Consider the following 16,136-nt stretch of genomic DNA (forward strand, 5'->3'; position numbering starts at 1 on the left):
GGCGGACGGGTGCCAGGTCCGTCCTCACGCGTCCGCGGCGCTCCCGCACGCGCCTTCCCGGACGCGCTGATCCCGGGCGCGGTGGTCCCGGGCGGGGTGCTCCCCGGGGGCCCGGCCGTGGGCGGGGCGGTCCCTGTGCGAGGCGGTCCCCGGGCGCTCAGCCCGCGAACCAGCGCACCGGGCGCGGTTCGAGGTTCTGGTAGATGTGCTTGGCCTCGCGGTACTCGGCGAGCCCCGCCGGGCCCAGTTCCCGTCCGACGCCGGACTTGCCGAACCCGCCCCACTCCGCCTGCGGCAGATAGGGGTGGAAGTCGTTGATCCACACGGTGCCGTGCCGCAGCCGTCCCGCCACGCGCCGCGCGCGCCCCGGGTCCGCGCTCCACACGCCGCCCGCCAGGCCGTACTCGGTGTCGTTGGCGAGGGCGACGGCCTCGTCCTCCGTACGGAAGGTCTCCACGGTCAGCACGGGCCCGAACACCTCCTCCCGTACCACCCGCATCGTGCGGTGGCACTGGTCGAGGACGGTCGGCTCGTAGAAGTAGCCCCCGGCGGGCCGGAGGCCGGAGGGCTCGGGGCGCTTGCCGCCGCAGCGCAGCACCGCGCCCTCCGCGAGCGCCGAGGCCACGTACTCCTCGGTCCTCGCCCGCTGCCGGTCCGAGACGAGCGGGCCGCACTCCACGCCCGGCTCGGTGCCCCGGCCGAGGCGTATCCGCTCCGCGCGGCGGGCGAGTTCCCCGACGAAGCGCTCGCGCAGGGACTCCTCGACGATCAGCCGCGCACCGGCGGAACAGACCTGGCCGCTGTGGATGAAGGCGGCGTTGAGCGCCTGGTCGACCGCGGTGTCGAAGCCCTCGTCGGTGGCGCAGGCGTCGGCGAAGACGACGTTCGGGTTCTTGCCGCCGAGTTCGAGGGCGACCTTCTTCACCCCGGACGCGGCGGCCCGCATCACCTTCGTACCGCTGCTGAGGCCGCCGGTGAACGAGACGAGGTCCACGGAGGGGTGCTCGGACAGCCGGGCGCCCACGGGGTCGCCCGCGCCGGTGACGAGGTTCGCGACGCCCGGCGGCAGGCCCGCCTCCGCCAGCAGACCCACGAGCTCGACCGTGGTGAGCGGAGTGATCTCGCTCGGCTTGACGACGAAGGTGTTGCCCGCGGCCAGCGCCGGGGCGATCTTCCAGCTCGCCTGGAGCAGCGGGTAGTTCCAGGGCGTGATCAGCGCGCAGACCCCGACGGGCTCATGGACGACCACGCTGTGGACGGTGGCCGAGCCGGCGTCAACGACCCGTCCGCCGCTCTCGTTCATCACCAGATCGGCGAAGTAGCGGAAGGTGTCGGCGACACAGTCGACGTCGACGCGCCCTTCCTCCAGGGTCTTGCCCGAGTCCCTGGACTCCAGCAGCGCGATCTTCTCGCGGTCGCGGATCAGCAGCTCGGCGGTCGTGCGCAGGAGCGCGGCCCGCTCGGCGACCGGGGTACGGGGCCAGGGACCCGTGTCGAACGCCTCGCGCGCGGCGGCGATCGCGGCGTCGGCGTCCTCGGCCCCGCCCTCCGACACGACGGCGAGAAGCGTCGCGTCGGCGGGGTCGAGGATGTCGCGTGTGGCGCCGGAGGCGGCTTTGCGCCACTCCCCGCCCACATGGATCGTCTGCTGTGCCGACACGTCGGGTGTTGCCTTCCATTTCCGGAAAGTTCTCCGCCTGCGAGAACCGTGATCCCGGCGCCTGCCCCGACGAGCGGAAAGCATGCGCCCGGGATTCCGGACGTACTCCGTGGCCGGCTCCGGGCGACCGGCGGGCCCCGAAGGATCAGGGCTCTGCCCCTGCCGGGGTCGGCTGACGCCGGGGCCGGCTGACGCGGGGCTCGGCTGACGCCGGGGCCGGCTGACGCGGGGCTCGGCTGACGCCGGGGCCGGCTGACGCGGGGCTCGGCTGACGCCGGGGTCGGCTGACGCGGGGCTCGGCGTCCGGATCCGGTGGCCTGGGCTCAGTCCCAGCCGGGCTCGAAGGGCTCCAGGACCGTCTCCAGCAGATCCCGCAGGTCCGCGACCTGTCCCGCCGGCGCGGCCACCAGGACCGCGTACTGCTCGCCGTCGGTCGCGGTGAAGACCCGCTCGACGCACTGGCGGCGCCCGCCGGTCCGGTCGCTGTCGTACGAGTAGAGCAGCTCGGCGGCGTCACCGGCCGGGTTCTCGTCCCCGCCCGTGACCGTGCCGACGCCGACCTCCGTATAGCCCTCGTTCCTCGCCGCGAGGTCCTCCGACGACCGGCGCACCAGATCCAGTGGCGTCATGTCCTCCTCCGCGATCGTGAAGACCTGGATCAGACTGCTCTCGTCGGACGTCGTGTAGAAGACCCCGTTGTCGCGCGAGGTCCGCTCCCAGCCTTCGGGTACGGCGAGGGTGAAGCCCTTGGGGTCCTCGGCCACCCGGAATCCGGGCGGCAGCTCGGCCGCGGCAGGACCGCCCGTCTCCGTCGCCCCCGCCGTACCGCCGGGCCCGTCCGTCCCGCCGAGACCGTCCATGGGCGGTGTGTCCGTGCCCGCGTCGGCGGACGGCACCGCCGTGTCCGGGGGGAAGGACGACTCGGAGACACTGGCGCCCGGCCGTGCGGCCGGCCCGTCCGCCGCGCCCTCCCGGTCCCAGCTGATCCAGGCGGCCACACCGCCCGCGCCCAGCACGGCCGCCGCGGTGATCACCACGAGGGGCGTCCGGCGGGAACTCCGCCCCCAGGGACCGGCGTACGGGCCGGCCACGCCATCGCCGCCCTGCCCCGCGCCCGTGACCGTGCCCTCGTCCGCGCCCTCCGGGCGGACACCGGCCCGCCCGTCGGCGCGGACACCGTCGGCACCGCGACCGCCCGCCTCGTACGGCGCGAACAGCGGCAGCGGAGGGGGCGGCGGGGTGTACGCCGAGGGCGCCTCCCCGCTCTCCCACCGCTGGGTTTCGGCATTCCAGCGCGGCCTGTCCCCCGCCGTCCGCCTGTCCCCGGTCATCGCTCCACCCCCGGTCGTGGGCCGTCCCCCGTCATCGGCCCGCCCCCGTCATCGGGCCGCTCCTGCCACTGCCTCTGCCGCCGCCCCTGCGCCTGCTGCCCCTGCCCCTGCCCCGCTCCCCCTGCCATCCGTCAGCCGCCCAGCAGCGCGGCGACGGCCTCGCCGACGGCGACCCCGGACGCGAGCGTCCCGGTGATACCGCCGGCCAGCGCCAACGCGTCACGGAGTCCGGCCAGCCTGCCGGGACCCGCCGCGCCGGCCGTGGTGATCTCCTCCTCGGCGGCGACGAGTTCGGCGTCGAGCACCACGGTGCTGTCCGAGGCGACGAAGCGTGCCAGATCCGCGCGGAGCGCCCGCACCGCCGCCAGCAGCTCCGCCTGGGCGGGGTCGCCCGGCCGCCCCGCCCCGCCGGTGTCGTGGTGGGTGATGGTGTTGTGGTCCCCGATGCCGATCGCGCTTCCGCTCACCGAGCCGATGTGGACCGCCGGGCGCTCCTGACGGCTCCCGTCACTTCCTGCCATTGCTGCCTCCCGCTGCCTCGTTGCGGTTGCCGATCGTGTTGTGGTCCCCGATGCCGATCGCGCTGTCCTGCGCGGACTCGATGAAGACTCCGCCACTGGCGACGTTGACGATCTTCTGCTCGAACTCGGCCGTCTGCCAGCCCGCTTCGTACAGCGCCTGCCGCACTCCGCCCGCCACCCGGTCCTCGACGCTCTTGAGATACCGGCTCACATCCATCTCCTGGAAGAGCGACACCTCGTTGTCGGAGCCGAGTTCACGGATGGAGACCGCGGGTCCGGCGGGCAGCGCGCCGCCGTATCCGCCGGTCAGCCGCCGCCACTCGACGGCCGCGTACCGCCCCAGCGTGAGCAGGGTCTGCCCGATCGAGCCGGGGGTGTGCACCAGGGCCCAGACGGCCTTGCCGGGCCAGGAGTTGTTCAGATACTGGTGCGCCAGCCGGTCCGCCTCACGGAACTGACGGCGTACGGGCAGCAGCACATGGGGCGCGACCTCCAGCATCAGCATGCCGCCCTGGGTGTGCACCCGTACGAAGACGGTGACGACCAGTTCCTCGTGCCAGCCACCCACCCTGATACGGAGGAAGTGGCGCCGGGCCTCGCCACCCTCCTCACGGGAGTCGGCGCGGTGCCGGGCGAAGCCCTCGGCGTCGTACGGGGCCCCGTCCCGCCGCGTGAGGCCGTCGACCGGGAGGAAGACGCACTCGTCGACGCGCAGTTCACGCAGCCGGTCGCGCACGGCCGCCGCGGCCTCCGGGGATCCGTGCGGGGAGGGCACCCGCAGGGCCTCCAGCAGCGGCACGATCCGGCGCAGGACCTCGCCGTTGTCGATCGGTACCGGCCCGCCGCCCGTGCCGTACGCGGCGCCGGCGCCGCCCCGGGTGTCGTGCCCGCCGTGGTCGGCGCCGTCGCTCCGGTTCTCACCGCCGAGCCGCTTGTCCCCGTCGAGCGGGTTCTCACCGCCGAGCCGCTTCTCGCCGTCGCGCGGGCTCTCACCGTCGAGCGGACTCTCGCCGCCGAGCGGGTTCTCGCGGTCCGGCCGGTCGTTACCGTCCGACCGGTCCTTGCGGGGGCGCAGTTCGACGGCGAGCGTCCAGGGGCGGAACGGCTCTCCGACGCCCCGGAAGGGGTTCGCCGAGTGGTACATCACCAGCGGTGCGTGCTGCTCGGCGCGGATACGGGCGCTCAGCCGCTGGAGACGTCCGCCGGTGGCCAGTTCCGCCGGGTCCGAGGAGACCGCGGGAAAGCGGCGCTCGGAGAGTTCGTTCGTCATCACCCGGGCGAACTGGGCCCGCCGCAGCCCCACTCCGGCGGCGAGCAGCGCGAACAGGATCAGGGTCGCCCAGGCCCGGCCCGGCTCCGCGAAGGTGCCGATGCCGCCCGAGACGCCCGAGATTCCCGGGACCAGGGCGCCGGTGTCGCGCACCGTCTCCACCCCGCTCGGTGTGTCCCCGTCGGAGAGGCCCTCCGCCGCCAGGCCCACCAGGCCCACGACGATCATGGTCAGCGAGAGCCGTCCGTACCAGCGCACCACGAGCGCCGCCGCCTTGCGGTACCACGGGGTGCCGGCCCCGCGCCCCCTGATCCACGGGGCGACCGCGAGCAGCAGGGACGGAAGGACGAGCAGCAGCAGAAGTCCGCCGGTGAGCGGAACGGCCACGGTCCAGAGCACCAGCATGCCCACGCCCCAGGCCAGTTCGATACGGCGGGCGCGCAGGGCGTGCGCGAGCACCCGGGCCGCGTCGAAGCCGGTCGAGGGGGCGGTGAAACGCTCCTCGTGGGTGTACAGCTCATCGAGGACCGCGTCCCGGAAGTCACCGTCCAGATGAACCCCGGCGCAGAGCAGCCGGCACGCCTCGCTCGCGGCGGGCTCCACCGGGGGCCTGCCGTGCGTCTCGGCGTCCGTGCTGCCCGGCCACCGGGGCATCGCGATCTCGGTCAACGAAGGTCCCCCGTATGCCGTGCGGGTCAACTCCCCCTGTACGAAGGGCGAGTTGGCGGCTGTGGAAGGGGCATCGTAGGGCAACCGGGCGGCACCGCGCACATGTCTTTTCACCCTCTGTACACCGGAACGCCCCCGACGGGTGTCGGGGGCGTTCCGGTGTGCACGACGTACCGAGGCGGATGACCCGTCGGTCAGATGAGGCCCAGCTCCCGCACGGCGTCGCGCTCCTCCTGGAGCTCGCGCACCGAGGCGTCGATCCGGGCGCGCGAGAACGCGTTGATGTCCAGACCCTGGACGATCTCGTACGCGCCGTCCTTGGCGGTGACCGGGAAGGAGGAGATCAGGCCCTCCGGCACACCGTAGGAACCGTCCGACGGGATGCCCATGGAGGTCCAGTCGCCCTCGGCGGTGCCGTTGACCCAGGTGTGCACGTGGTCGATGGCGGCGTTGGCGGCGGAGGCGGCCGAGGAGGCGCCACGGGCCTCGATGATGGCCGCGCCGCGCTTGGCGACGGTCGGGATGAAGGTGTCGGCCAGCCACGTCTCGTCGTTGACGGTCTCGGCGGCGTTCTTGCCGGCGATCTCCGCGTGGAAGATGTCCGGGTACTGGGTGGCGGAGTGGTTGCCCCAGATCGTCAGACGCTTGATGTCGGAGACGGCGGCGCCGGTCTTCGCGGCGAGCTGCGAGATGGCGCGGTTGTGGTCGAGGCGGGTCATCGCGGTGAAGCGCTCGGCCGGTACGTCGGGGGCGGCGGCCTGCGCGATCAGCGCGTTGGTGTTCGCCGGGTTGCCGACGACAAGGACCTTGATGTCGTCCGCGGCGTGGTCGTTGATGGCCTTGCCCTGCGGCTTGAAGATGCCGCCGTTGGCGGAGAGCAGGTCGCCGCGCTCCATGCCCTTCGTCCGGGGACGGGCGCCGACCAGCAGCGCGATGTTCGCTCCGTCGAAGGCGACGTTCGGGTCGTCCGTGATCTCGATGCCGCCGAGCAGCGGGAAGGCGCAGTCGTCCAGCTCCATCGCGGTGCCCTCGGCGGCCTTGAGCCCCTGGGGGATTTCGAGGAGACGCAGCTTGACCGGCACATCCGCGCCGAGCAGATGGCCGGAGGCGATGCGGAAGAGCAGCGCGTAGCCGATCTGGCCGGCCGCGCCGGTGACGGTGACATTCACGGGAGTGCGGGTCATGGCGGTCTCCGTAAGACGCTGGCGGTGGGGGTCCCTGCCCCTGGTGCGGGACATCTCCGCAGCGCGAATCTTGACGTGAAGAGATATCCGGCGATCAGGCTATCCGACCCGCGCGTCCCCGGGCCGCCGCCCCCTTGTGGCACGGCTCACGGCGCCGCGAGTCCACCGGTACGGCGTGCGGTACGGGTGACATCACGGCGCCGGCCGGGAACGTGCGCCCACGCCGGGCCGTGACGCGCCTGCGCGCGCCGCGTTCACCGACGCGGCACGGGGCGGGCTTCACCGACGCGGCAGCGGGGCGGGGTTCAGCGACGCGCGGCAGCGGGGCGGGGTTCACCCGTGCGGCGCGGGACGGCATTCCCCGGGGGTCTCACTGCGGCGTGGTGCAGCCCGTCTCGCCCGTCGCGAGGGTCGCGCACGCCTTCGCGCTCCCGCCGTCCGGGACGGCCACCATCGGGGTGTACGCGTCGGCCGTCGCCTCCACCACACCGCTCTGGTCCTTCCCGCCCGCGGTGATCCGTACCTCGTCACCCGCGGCGGCCTGGGTGATACGGGCCCAGGCGGCCCCGCACGTCAGGCTGTGGCGCACCTCGATCAGGGCCGTGCCCACCGTGGCGCTGGACACGGTCTTGGCGAACTCGCCGCCGCAGCCCATCGTCTCCGGGTCCTGCCCTGAGCAGTCGTCACCACCGCACTTCACACCGGCCGGCAGGACGGGCCTGCTGGTGGACGGCGAGGGCGACGGGGACGCCGCGACGGTCTCACCGGCGCCGTCGTCACCGCCGATGCCGGTGAGCAGCACCGCGGCGGCCACCACCACCAGCGCGCCGACGAGACCGGCCACGAGGATCGTCGCCTTGCGCCGTCCGCGTCCCCCGCCCCGGCCGGAGCCCGGCCCCGGCTGCCGGGGCGGCGCGGCGGGGCCGCCCGGCGGCGGTACGGCACGTCCCCCGGGCCCGGCCGCGTCGGCGTCCCGGCCCCGGCCGAAGTCGAGAGTGGCTCCGCCGGCACGGCCGCCGGGCCCGTCGTACCCCCCGGAGCCGACAGGCCCACCGGACCGCCCGCCTCCGGCGAACTGTCCCGCTCCAGCGGGTCGTCCGGACCCGTCGAACGGATCGGATCCCGCGGATCGCCCGGCCCCGGCGGATCGCCCGGTTCCGGCGGACCGTCCGGAACGGCCGGGGCCGCCGGAACTCCCCCGGCCTCCGGGCCCGCCCGGGGTACCGGGTCCTCCGACGACCGGATTCTGTCCGGTCTCGGCCAACGCCGCCCGCGCCTGCGAGATCCGTATCGCTTCCATGGTCATGTCGTGGCGCATCTCGGCGCGGCTCCAGGCACGCTCCGCCAGCTCCCACATCGTGGTGAGATGCATCGGATTCGTGCCGGTGACATCGGCCAGCGCGACGATCGCGCCCTTGGGCGCCAGCAGCCGCCCGTTGAGATAGCGCTCCCAGGACGTCTTGCTGTAGCCCGTCCTGTCAGCCACCGCCGCGATGCTGAGACCGCTGCGGTCCACCAGCCTGCGGAGCTGGCTGGCGAACTCCTTGACCTCCGGATCGAGTTCCTCCGGTAGCGCCTTCCAACGAGGCATGTGCCTTCCCCTTGTCCCCCCGCGACGTGCCCAATGTGCTCGCGCTGACGCCCCCGGCCGCCGGCCCCCCTCGCCGCGTACCACCCACAGGGATGCGTGGCGCCAGGATGGCAGTTCCTGAGTCGGCAGCGCACGGAGGCAGTGGGGGCAAGTATCGCGCTCCCTTGCGCGCCCCCTGTGCCGAACCCCGCTTCAAGTCTCGCATCCGTTGCCGATTGATCACACCATGGCGGAATGGTCACCTCCTTGCATCAGGCGACAGGCAACCCTTGATCCCCTTTGGCGCGTCCATGACGCTGGTATCCGTACCGAAGAACACCGCGGCGCGCACGCACCGCGGACGGACGGCGCCCGTCCTGCCTCGGGGGAGGGGACGGGCGCCGTCCACTTGTCCTGGCCTCTCTCGGCCTCTCTCGGCCTCTCTCAGCGCTGTTCCGGGTCGCCGAAGCACTCCTCGCTCCCGCTCCGTCCCGCGCCGGGCCGCAGACAGATCCGCGCGTCGGCCGGATCGCCCGCCCCGGCCATCGGAGTGGAGACATAACGGCCGACATCGCGCTGGATCGCCACCAACTCGGCCGCCTCCGCGCCGGGTACGGTCAGCACGACGCGGTCCCCGAGGAGCAGCCGGCTCGCCCGCACCCAGACGGCACGGCAGTGCTCCCCGTACCGCAGCTCCAGCCGCTGGCCGCCCCTGGCCGTGAACGCGTGGACGGTCGCGACCATCCCCTGGCCGCCGCAGTGCAGGGCCGCGGGGTTCTTGCCGTCGCAGGCCGACCCCGTACAGCCGGGCACAAGGGGCGAGACCTGGATCCAGGTCGCGTCGGCGGCGTTCTGCCGCCGCCCGTCGTCGCCGCCCCGCAACAGTCCGGCGCCGAGGAGCACCGCCGTGACGGCGACCGTCACCACCGCGACAAGGGCGAGCGCCAGAACCCGGCGGCGGCGTCCACCGGACGGTCCGTCCGGGGGACGCACCGCCGTTGAGCCCGACGAGGCCGCCGCACCAGTCGCGCCAGTGGTACCAGTGGCACCAGCCGCGCCCGTCACACCAGTTGTGTCTGTCGCGTCTGTCGCATCCGTGGTGCCTCTCGTCCCCGCCCTGCCGCTCCATGCCGCGTCCGCCAGTTCCCAGAGCACCAGCAGCCGCCCCGGGGGCTCGCCCGCCAGCGCGCAGAGTGCCTCCACCGCATGCCTCGGGAGGGGCTGCGTTCCGTTGAGATACCGCTGCCAGGACGACTTGCTGTACGGCGTGCGTTCGGCGAGCCCCACCAGACTCAGCCCCGTACGCTCCCGCAGCGCGCTCAGTTCGGCCGCCAGCCGCTCACCCTCCATGGCCCCGGACATCGCGTCGGCCCCGCTCATCGCCGTAACTCTCCCCAGGTGTCGGGCCCGACGATGCCGTCGTCGACCAGTTTCCGGGAGGCCTGGAACGTCCGTACGGTCGCCTTGGTGCCCGGCCCGTACAGCCCGTCGATCTCCCCCGGGTCGAAGCCGTGGCGGCGCAGCAGGCACTGTGCCTCGACGACATCGCGCCCATTGCCGTTGATGTCGATCAGCGCGTCGGTGGTGAGGCTGTGCCCGGCGTAGGCCAGGCCGTCCTTACGGCCCGTGGCGCAGTCGTACGTACGGCCGGGGCCATAGGTCTGTACGGGCGTGGCCTCCGGCTCCTCCGCCGGGGCCACCAGCAGCCCCCCGCAGAAGGCGGCGACCGCCGAGACGGCCCCCGCGGCGAGCGCGTACCGCAGCGGTACGAGCCGTCGGGCGGGCGTGGGACGGTCATCGGGCGGATCGACGGGGCCAGGTGGCGGAGGTGACGGAAGTGACGGAAGTGACGAAGGTGACAGAGCCGTCCGCCCCGAGGTCCGCCCCGCCCGCTCGCCCCGCTCGGCTTCCCGGGCCGGCTGTTCCATGGCCACTTCGTACAGCACGAGCAGCCGCGTCGGGTCCGCGCCGCACACCCGCGCCAGTTCCTCCACCGCCCCGCGCGGCACCGGCTGTTTGCCGTTGAGATACCGCTCCCAGGAGGAACGGCTGTAACCGGTCTTCGCCGCCAGTGCGGCGAGCCCGAGGCCGGAGCGGTCCTTCAACCGCCGTAGCTGAACGAGCAGTCGCTGTTCCCTTTCGGGCAATTCCGACGGAAGCTCTTTCCAACGCGGCATGTCCACCTCATGCGCTATCGGGTCGCTTCGACACTCCAGCCCGTTTCTCCCCGGGACGGCGACCTCTGAACACAGGGTTCCGAGGCGCGACGGGCGTCCACCAGCTTCAGGACAGGCCACCCGCCGCGGCGGCCGTCCCCGCCCCGTCCCATGCCGTCCCACGGGAACCACCGTCCCCGCAGGTCGACGCCGTACGCGTCCCACAACCGCCCGGATCCGCGGGCCCGTCTGGCGGCGGGCCGATATGACGCGGAACAGTCTGTGGTGCACACCGGGCGGCGCGGTCCACCCCGCGCCGCCCTTCACGCCCCATGGCTCACGCCCCAGTCTCACGCCTGAGGCTTGACGCCTGAGGCCTGACGTCTCACAACACAGCGCGGCTGGAGCCGAGGCCGCCCCTGATACGACGGTGGCCCGTACTCCTCGGGGGAGAGTACGGGCCACCGTTACGTATCGGTCGGTCGTCCAGGAACAGTCATCCAGGCGAGGGTCGCCCAGGGGAACGGTCGCCCAGGGGGACGACCGGAGAGGGCCTAGGGGACGGTCGAGTGGACGATGTCCTCCAGGAACGGGATCTCCAGCCATGGCTTGGGCTGCGTCATCAGGGAAAGCATCACGATCACGACGCCCAGCAGGCCGTACGTGACCATGTCGGTGAAGCGCGAGCGCACGGCGAGCATGCCGACGGACGGCATCACCCGGCGCAGCACGGCACCGCCGATGAGCGCCAGACCGATCAGGATCGTGCCGATACGGAACGCCTCGGCGAACGGGTGCAGGCCGACGATCAGCAGCCCGAGACCGGTCGTACCGAGTACGGAGAGCAGGGGCCACTGCCGGGCCGGGGCGGGCGCGTCACTCGAGGCGGCGCGTCCACCGCCCTCGGGCCGCGCGGTGTCCCGGGTGACCGCCGAGAACCGCTGGCTCGTCTCCTCGGGCGCGCCCGCGTCGGTCCCCTCGTCGCCGTCCGCCGTGGCCGGCGCCTCGGCGGTGACAGGGGCCGAATCGGAGTCCACCACTTCCGCCACTTCCGCCGGAGCCGAGACCTCCGGCGCGTCCAGCACATCCGGCACGTCCAACACCTCCGGCGCGTCCCGCACATCCGGCACGTCCTTCGTGTCCGGCACGTCCAGTACGGCGGCCGGCGCCGTCTCCCCGCCGTCCGCCTCCGGTACGGCCGGCGCGGCCGGCTCGGCGGCTCCGCGCCGCACACCGGACGCGCGCTGCACTCCGGACGCGCGCTGCACACCGGACGCACCCTTCCCGGCAGCCGTATGTTCGCCGGCGGCCGTACGCGTCGCGGTGGACGGGCGCTTCGCCTCCGCCGACCCTGCGGCGGCCCGCACCGGAGCCGCCGGTTCGGACACCTCCGGAACCGGCACGGCAGCGGCCGCCGCGCGCTCCGGCGCCTCGCGTGCGTCACGCCCCGGCAGGGCCGCGTCGCCCGTGCTCGTACCAGCACCCATGGATGCCCCTTTCCGCGTCACCGTTCGGTTCAGCCCGCGTCGTCGGCGGCGCGTTCGGCCGCCTCGACCACGTTGACCAGGAGCTGCGCCCGGGTCATCGGGCCGACACCCCCCGGGTTGGGCGAGATCCAGCCCGCCACCTCCGCGACACCGGGGTGGACATCTCCGACGATCTTCCCGTTCTCGTCGCGGCTCACGCCCACGTCCAGGACCGCCGCGCCCGGCTTGACGTCCTCCGGCTTGACGATGTGCGGCACACCCGCCGCCGCCACGATGATGTCCGCCTGCCTGAGCTGCGCCGACAGATCGCGGGTGCCGGTGTGGCACTGCGTCACGGTCGCGTTCTCGGACTTACGGGTCAGCAGCAGCGGGATCGACCGGCCGACGGTGATGCCGCGGCCCACGATCACCACATGCGCGCCCGCGATCGCGACGCCGTGGTGCCGCAGAAGCTGGATGATGCCGTACGGGGTGCACGGCAGCGGCCCCGTCTCGTTCAGCACCAGCCGCCCCAGGCTCATCGGATGCAGTCCGTCCGCGTCCTTGGCCGGGTCCATCAGCTCCAGGACCCGGTTGGTGTCGATGCCCTTGGGCAGCGGGAGCTGCACGATGTAGCCCGTGCACTCGGGGTTGGCATTCAGCTCCGCGACGACCGACTCGATCTCCTCCTGGGAGGCCGTGTCGGGCAGTTCGCGCTGGATCGAGGCGATCCCGACCTGCGCGCAGTCGCGGTGCTTGCCGTTCACGTACCAGCGGCTGCCCGGGTCGTCCCCGACCAGCAGGGTCCCCAGGCCGGGCGTGACACCCCGCGCCTTGAGGACCGCCACGCGGGCGGTCAGGTCGGACTTGATCGCGGCTGCGGTGGCCTTGCCGTCGAGAATCTGGGCGGTCATGCCCCCATCCTCGCGGATGACCCCTCTCCGGTTCCAATTCGCGGCCCGCCGGTGGTCCGCGTCACACGTGTGCCGTGCACGTACCCGGCCGCCGGACAGGAGGTTGCACTTGCACAACGCCCGCGCAATCCCCCTGGACAAAATAAGACGTTGATACCACGATTACCGCGCAGTGCGCGGCCAGCGTCGGGGGGCAGACCGCTCAGTCTTGAGAAGTTCCTCCAGCGCGGGCCGTGACGTCCCCAGCTTCACCAACGGAGGAAACCCGCTATGAGCTTCGGCGACCCCAACAATCCGTACGGCCAGCAGGGCCAGCCGGGCCAGCAGCCGGGTTACGGCCAGCCGCAGGGCCAGCAGCCGGGTTACGGCCAGCCGCAGGGCCAGCCCGGCTACGGGTACCCGCAGGGCCAGCAGCCCGGTTACGGCTATCCCCAGGCCCCTCCGGTCCAGCAGCCGTACGGCGGCTACCCGGGCGGCCCCGGCGGCCAGATGGAGATGCCGGGCGGTGTCAAGGCGGTCCGTGTGATGCTCTGGGTCATCTCCGGCTTCCAGATCCTCTCCGGCATCCTCGCCTTCGCCGCGATGGGCACCATCGACGAAGCGGTCAGCGATTCCGGCGCCAGTACCGCGGACACCGAGGCCTTCGCCGACTTCGGCAAGGGCATCGTGGCGTTCGTGGCCGTTCTGACGCTGATCTTCGCCGCGCTCTCGATCGTGCTGGCGCTGAAGATGAAGACCGGCGGCAACGCCACCCGTGTCTGCGCGATCGTCTACGGCGCGTTCGCCACGCTGGGCGGTGTGATCTCGCTGCCGCTGGGCATCGTCACGATGGCGCTCGGCATCCTGATCATCGTATTCGTCGCGAAGTCGGACGGCGCGGCCTGGTTCCAGCGCCCCCGCTACTGACTCCCCGCCGGTGTGTCTCCCTACGCGCACCGCACGTGGTCCGAAGGCCGTCATGCCCCCTCGTCGAGCGGGCATGACGGCCTTCCGGCATTGTCGGCCCCAGGACCGGCCGGCCCCAGGGCCGGCCCGTGGGCCGACCCGTGGAGCGTCCGGAAAACCGGACCGGCCGGTGGAGCGGTCAGCGCCGGCCGGCCGGTGGAGCGGTCAGTGGAAGAAGTGCCGCGTCCCGGTGAAGTACATCGTCGCGCCGGCCTTCCGCGCCGCCTCGACCACCTGCTCGTCACGGACGGACCCGCCCGGCTGGACCACCGCCTTGACGCCCGCGGCCAGCAGGATCTCCAGCCCGTCGGGGAACGGGAAGAACGCGTCCGAGGCCGCGTACGCGCCCCGCGCCCGCTCCTCGCCCGCGCGCTCCACCGCGAGCTTCGCGGAGTCGACGCGGTTGACCTGGCCCATGCCCACGCCCACCGACGCACCGCCCTTGGCGAGCAGGATCGCGTTGGACTTGACGGCGCGGCACGCGCGCCAGGCGAAGGCCAGCTCCGCGAGTTCGGTCCCGGACAGCGGCTCTCCGGTCGCGAGGGTCCAGTGCGCCGGGTCGTCGCCGTCGGCCTGGAGCCGGTCGGTGACCTGGAGCAGCGCGCCGCCGTCGATCGGCTTGCGCTCCACCTGGACGGAACGGCCCGCGCCCGCGGCCGGGGCGTCGGGGCAGCGCAGCACCCGGATGTTCTTCTTCCGGGCGAGCACCTCGACCGCGCCGTCCTCGTAGTCCGGCGCGACGATCACCTCCGTGAAGATCTCGGCGACCTGCTCGGCCATCGCGACGGAGACCGGACGGTTGACCGCGATCACCCCGCCGAACGCGGACAGCGGGTCGCAGTCGTGCGCCTTGCGGTGCGCCTCGGCCACATCGGCACCGATCGCGATCCCGCACGGATTGGCGTGCTTGATGATCGCGACACAGGGCTCGGCGTGGTCGTACGCGGCCCGGCGCGCGGCGTCCGTGTCCGTGTAGTTGTTGTACGACATCTCCTTGCCGTGGAGCTGCTCGGCCTCGGCCAGACCGCCCTCGCCGCTGGTGTAGAGCGCGGCGGGCTGGTGCGGGTTCTCGCCGTAGCGGAGCACGTTCGTACGGCTGTACGTGGCGCCGAGGAAGTCCGGGAAGCCCGAGTCGTCGGCAGCGGCGTACTCCTCCGCGAACCAGGAGGCCACGGCCACGTCGTAGGCGGCGGTGTGCTGGAACGCCTCCGCGGCCAGCCGCTTGCGGGTCGTCAGGTCGAAACCGCCGTTCCGTACGGCCCCGAGGACGTCCGGGTACCGCTCGGGGCTGGTGACGACCGCGACCGAGGGGTGGTTCTTGGCGGCAGCGCGGACCATCGAGGGTCCGCCGATGTCGATCTGCTCGACGCACGCGTCGGCGTCCGCGCCGGACGCGACGGTCTCCCGGAACGGGTAGAGGTTCACGACGACCAGGTCGAACGGCTCGATGTCCAGCTCGGCGAGCTGCGCGCGGTGCGAATCGAGCCGGAGGTCGGCGAGGATCCCGGCGTGGACGCGCGGGTGCAGCGTCTTGACGCGGCCGTCCAGACACTCGGGGAAGCCGGTCAGCTCCTCGACCTTGGTGACCGGTACCCCGGCCGCGGCGATCTTCGAGGCGGTGGAGCCGGTCGAGACCAGGGTGACGCCCGCCTCGTGCAGCCCGCGGGCCAGCTCCTCCAGGCCCGTCTTGTCGTAGACGCTGACCAGTGCCCTGCGAATGGGGCGGGTCTGCGAGGCCTTCGTCGTACCTTCGGCGGTCACTGGATCGTTACCTTTCGTCCCTCAATGCGGTAGCCGTGCCGGGCCAGACGCCCCACGACCTCGACGAGCAGGCGTCGCTCGACTTCCTTGATGCGCTCGTGGAGAGCGTCTTCCTCGTCCTCGTCCCGCACCTCGACCACGCCCTGCGCGATGATCGGGCCGGTGTCGACGCCGTCGTCGACGAAGTGGACGGTGCAGCCGGTGACCTTCGCGCCGTACGCGAGCGCGTCACGGACGCCATGGGCACCGGGAAAACTGGGGAGCAGCGCGGGGTGCGTGTTGACGAACCGTCCGCCGAAGCGCGCGAGGAACTCCTTCCCCACGATCTTCATGAAGCCGGCCGAGACCACCAGATCCGGCGTGTAGGCCGCGGTCGCCTCGGTCAGCGCCGCGTCCCACTCGTCGCGTGTGCCGTAGTCCTTGACCCTGCGGACGAAGGTCGGCAGCCCGGCGCGCTCGGCGCGCTCCAGGCCCGCGATGGAGCCCCGGTCCGCGCCGACCGCGACGATCCGTGCGCCGAAGGCCGCCGGGTCGTCGCCGATGGCGTCGAGCAGGGCCTGGAGATTGGTGCCGGATCCGGAGACCAGGACCACCACACGGGCCGGACCGGCCGTGGCGGGCGGGAAGTCGGCGGTCGGGGGGGAGGCGGGGGGCGGGGAGGCCACGGCGGGCGCCTTTCTGGGAGCGAG

13 protein-coding genes are annotated in these 16,136 nt (G+C 73.0%); 1 reads left to right on the top strand and 12 read right to left on the bottom strand.

Annotated elements, in window-relative coordinates; translation table 11 throughout:
- Window positions 1-157: 157 nt before the first annotated feature.
- The 10 genes from ACFYYH_RS11735 to ACFYYH_RS11780 form a co-directional block, all read right to left on the bottom strand.
- The gene (locus ACFYYH_RS11735; protein WP_388549113.1) at window positions 158-1,660 is read right to left on the bottom strand and encodes an aldehyde dehydrogenase family protein; all 1,503 of its coding nucleotides are present in this window, start codon (window positions 1,658-1,660) and stop codon (window positions 158-160) included.
- A gap of 323 nt (window positions 1,661-1,983) precedes the next feature.
- The gene (locus tag ACFYYH_RS11740; RefSeq protein WP_388549115.1) at window positions 1,984-2,991 is read right to left on the bottom strand and encodes a hypothetical protein; all 1,008 of its coding nucleotides are present in this window, start codon (window positions 2,989-2,991) and stop codon (window positions 1,984-1,986) included.
- 131 nt (window positions 2,992-3,122) lie between these two features.
- Window positions 3,123-3,512, bottom strand: coding sequence for a hypothetical protein (locus tag ACFYYH_RS11745; RefSeq protein WP_388549118.1), 390 nt, complete (start codon window positions 3,510-3,512; stop codon window positions 3,123-3,125).
- A complete protein-coding gene (locus tag ACFYYH_RS11750; protein WP_388549120.1) occupies window positions 3,499-5,451 on the bottom strand; it encodes a hypothetical protein in 1,953 nt (650 codons plus the stop codon). The genes ACFYYH_RS11745 and ACFYYH_RS11750 overlap by 14 nt, the downstream gene beginning before the upstream one ends.
- A gap of 194 nt (window positions 5,452-5,645) precedes the next feature.
- Window positions 5,646-6,635 (bottom strand): malate dehydrogenase, encoded by a 990-nt coding sequence (locus tag ACFYYH_RS11755; RefSeq protein WP_388549122.1) that lies wholly within the window; start codon window positions 6,633-6,635, stop codon window positions 5,646-5,648.
- A gap of 370 nt (window positions 6,636-7,005) precedes the next feature.
- Complete coding sequence (locus ACFYYH_RS11760) at window positions 7,006-8,226, bottom strand: helix-turn-helix domain-containing protein (RefSeq protein WP_388549125.1); 1,221 nt, start codon at window positions 8,224-8,226, stop codon at window positions 7,006-7,008.
- Between the two features lie 423 nt (window positions 8,227-8,649).
- A complete protein-coding gene (locus tag ACFYYH_RS11765; RefSeq protein WP_388549128.1) occupies window positions 8,650-9,585 on the bottom strand; it encodes a helix-turn-helix domain-containing protein in 936 nt (311 codons plus the stop codon).
- Window positions 9,582-10,352, bottom strand: a complete 771-nt coding sequence (locus tag ACFYYH_RS11770; protein WP_388549130.1) for a helix-turn-helix domain-containing protein — start codon at window positions 10,350-10,352, stop codon at window positions 9,582-9,584. The genes ACFYYH_RS11765 and ACFYYH_RS11770 overlap by 4 nt, the downstream gene beginning before the upstream one ends.
- A gap of 563 nt (window positions 10,353-10,915) precedes the next feature.
- Window positions 10,916-11,848 (bottom strand): DUF3017 domain-containing protein, encoded by a 933-nt coding sequence (locus ACFYYH_RS11775; protein WP_388549132.1) that lies wholly within the window; start codon window positions 11,846-11,848, stop codon window positions 10,916-10,918.
- 29 nt (window positions 11,849-11,877) lie between these two features.
- The gene (locus ACFYYH_RS11780) at window positions 11,878-12,741 is read right to left on the bottom strand and encodes a bifunctional methylenetetrahydrofolate dehydrogenase/methenyltetrahydrofolate cyclohydrolase (RefSeq protein WP_388549135.1); all 864 of its coding nucleotides are present in this window, start codon (window positions 12,739-12,741) and stop codon (window positions 11,878-11,880) included.
- 270 nt (window positions 12,742-13,011) lie between these two features.
- On the opposite strand from ACFYYH_RS11780, the gene ACFYYH_RS11785 reads away from it, so the two are divergent.
- Window positions 13,012-13,647 carry a hypothetical protein gene (locus tag ACFYYH_RS11785; protein ID WP_388549138.1) on the top strand — a complete coding sequence of 212 codons (636 nt, stop codon included), beginning with the start codon at window positions 13,012-13,014 and terminating at the stop codon, window positions 13,645-13,647.
- Window positions 13,648-13,851: 204 nt separating this feature from the next.
- Here the strand turns inward: ACFYYH_RS11785 and purH are convergent, their stop codons facing one another.
- The gene (gene purH / locus ACFYYH_RS11790) at window positions 13,852-15,447 is read right to left on the bottom strand and encodes a bifunctional phosphoribosylaminoimidazolecarboxamide formyltransferase/IMP cyclohydrolase (RefSeq protein ID WP_388549139.1); all 1,596 of its coding nucleotides are present in this window, start codon (window positions 15,445-15,447) and stop codon (window positions 13,852-13,854) included.
- Window positions 15,444-16,112 (bottom strand): phosphoribosylglycinamide formyltransferase, encoded by a 669-nt coding sequence (gene purN, locus ACFYYH_RS11795; protein ID WP_388549141.1) that lies wholly within the window; start codon window positions 16,110-16,112, stop codon window positions 15,444-15,446. Before purN ends, purH begins: the two co-directional genes overlap by 4 nt.
- Window positions 16,113-16,136: the final 24 nt, after the last annotated feature.

Origin of the sequence: Streptomyces sp. NPDC002018, assembly GCF_042890865.1 — a bacterium.
GTDB lineage: Bacteria > Actinomycetota > Actinomycetes > Streptomycetales > Streptomycetaceae > Streptomyces.

What these genes read in the sequence shown, in the direction of transcription:
- ACFYYH_RS11755 (WP_388549122.1), bottom strand. Translation starts at nt 6,635, where the DNA reads ATGACCCGCACTCCCGTGAATGTCACCGTCACCGGCGCGGCCGGCCAG.
- ACFYYH_RS11780 (WP_388549135.1), bottom strand. Translation starts at nt 12,741, where the DNA reads ATGACCGCCCAGATTCTCGACGGCAAGGCCACCGCAGCCGCGATCAAG.
- ACFYYH_RS11740 (WP_388549115.1), bottom strand. Translation starts at nt 2,991, where the DNA reads ATGACCGGGGACAGGCGGACGGCGGGGGACAGGCCGCGCTGGAATGCC.
- ACFYYH_RS11775 (WP_388549132.1), bottom strand. Translation starts at nt 11,848, where the DNA reads ATGGGTGCTGGTACGAGCACGGGCGACGCGGCCCTGCCGGGGCGTGAC.
- ACFYYH_RS11760 (WP_388549125.1), bottom strand. Translation starts at nt 8,226, where the DNA reads ATGCCTCGTTGGAAGGCGCTACCGGAGGAACTCGATCCGGAGGTCAAG.
- ACFYYH_RS11745 (WP_388549118.1), bottom strand. Translation starts at nt 3,512, where the DNA reads ATGGCAGGAAGTGACGGGAGCCGTCAGGAGCGCCCGGCGGTCCACATC.
- ACFYYH_RS11785 (WP_388549138.1), top strand. Translation starts at nt 13,012, where the DNA reads ATGAGCTTCGGCGACCCCAACAATCCGTACGGCCAGCAGGGCCAGCCG.
- ACFYYH_RS11765 (WP_388549128.1), bottom strand. Translation starts at nt 9,585, where the DNA reads ATGAGCGGGGCCGACGCGATGTCCGGGGCCATGGAGGGTGAGCGGCTG.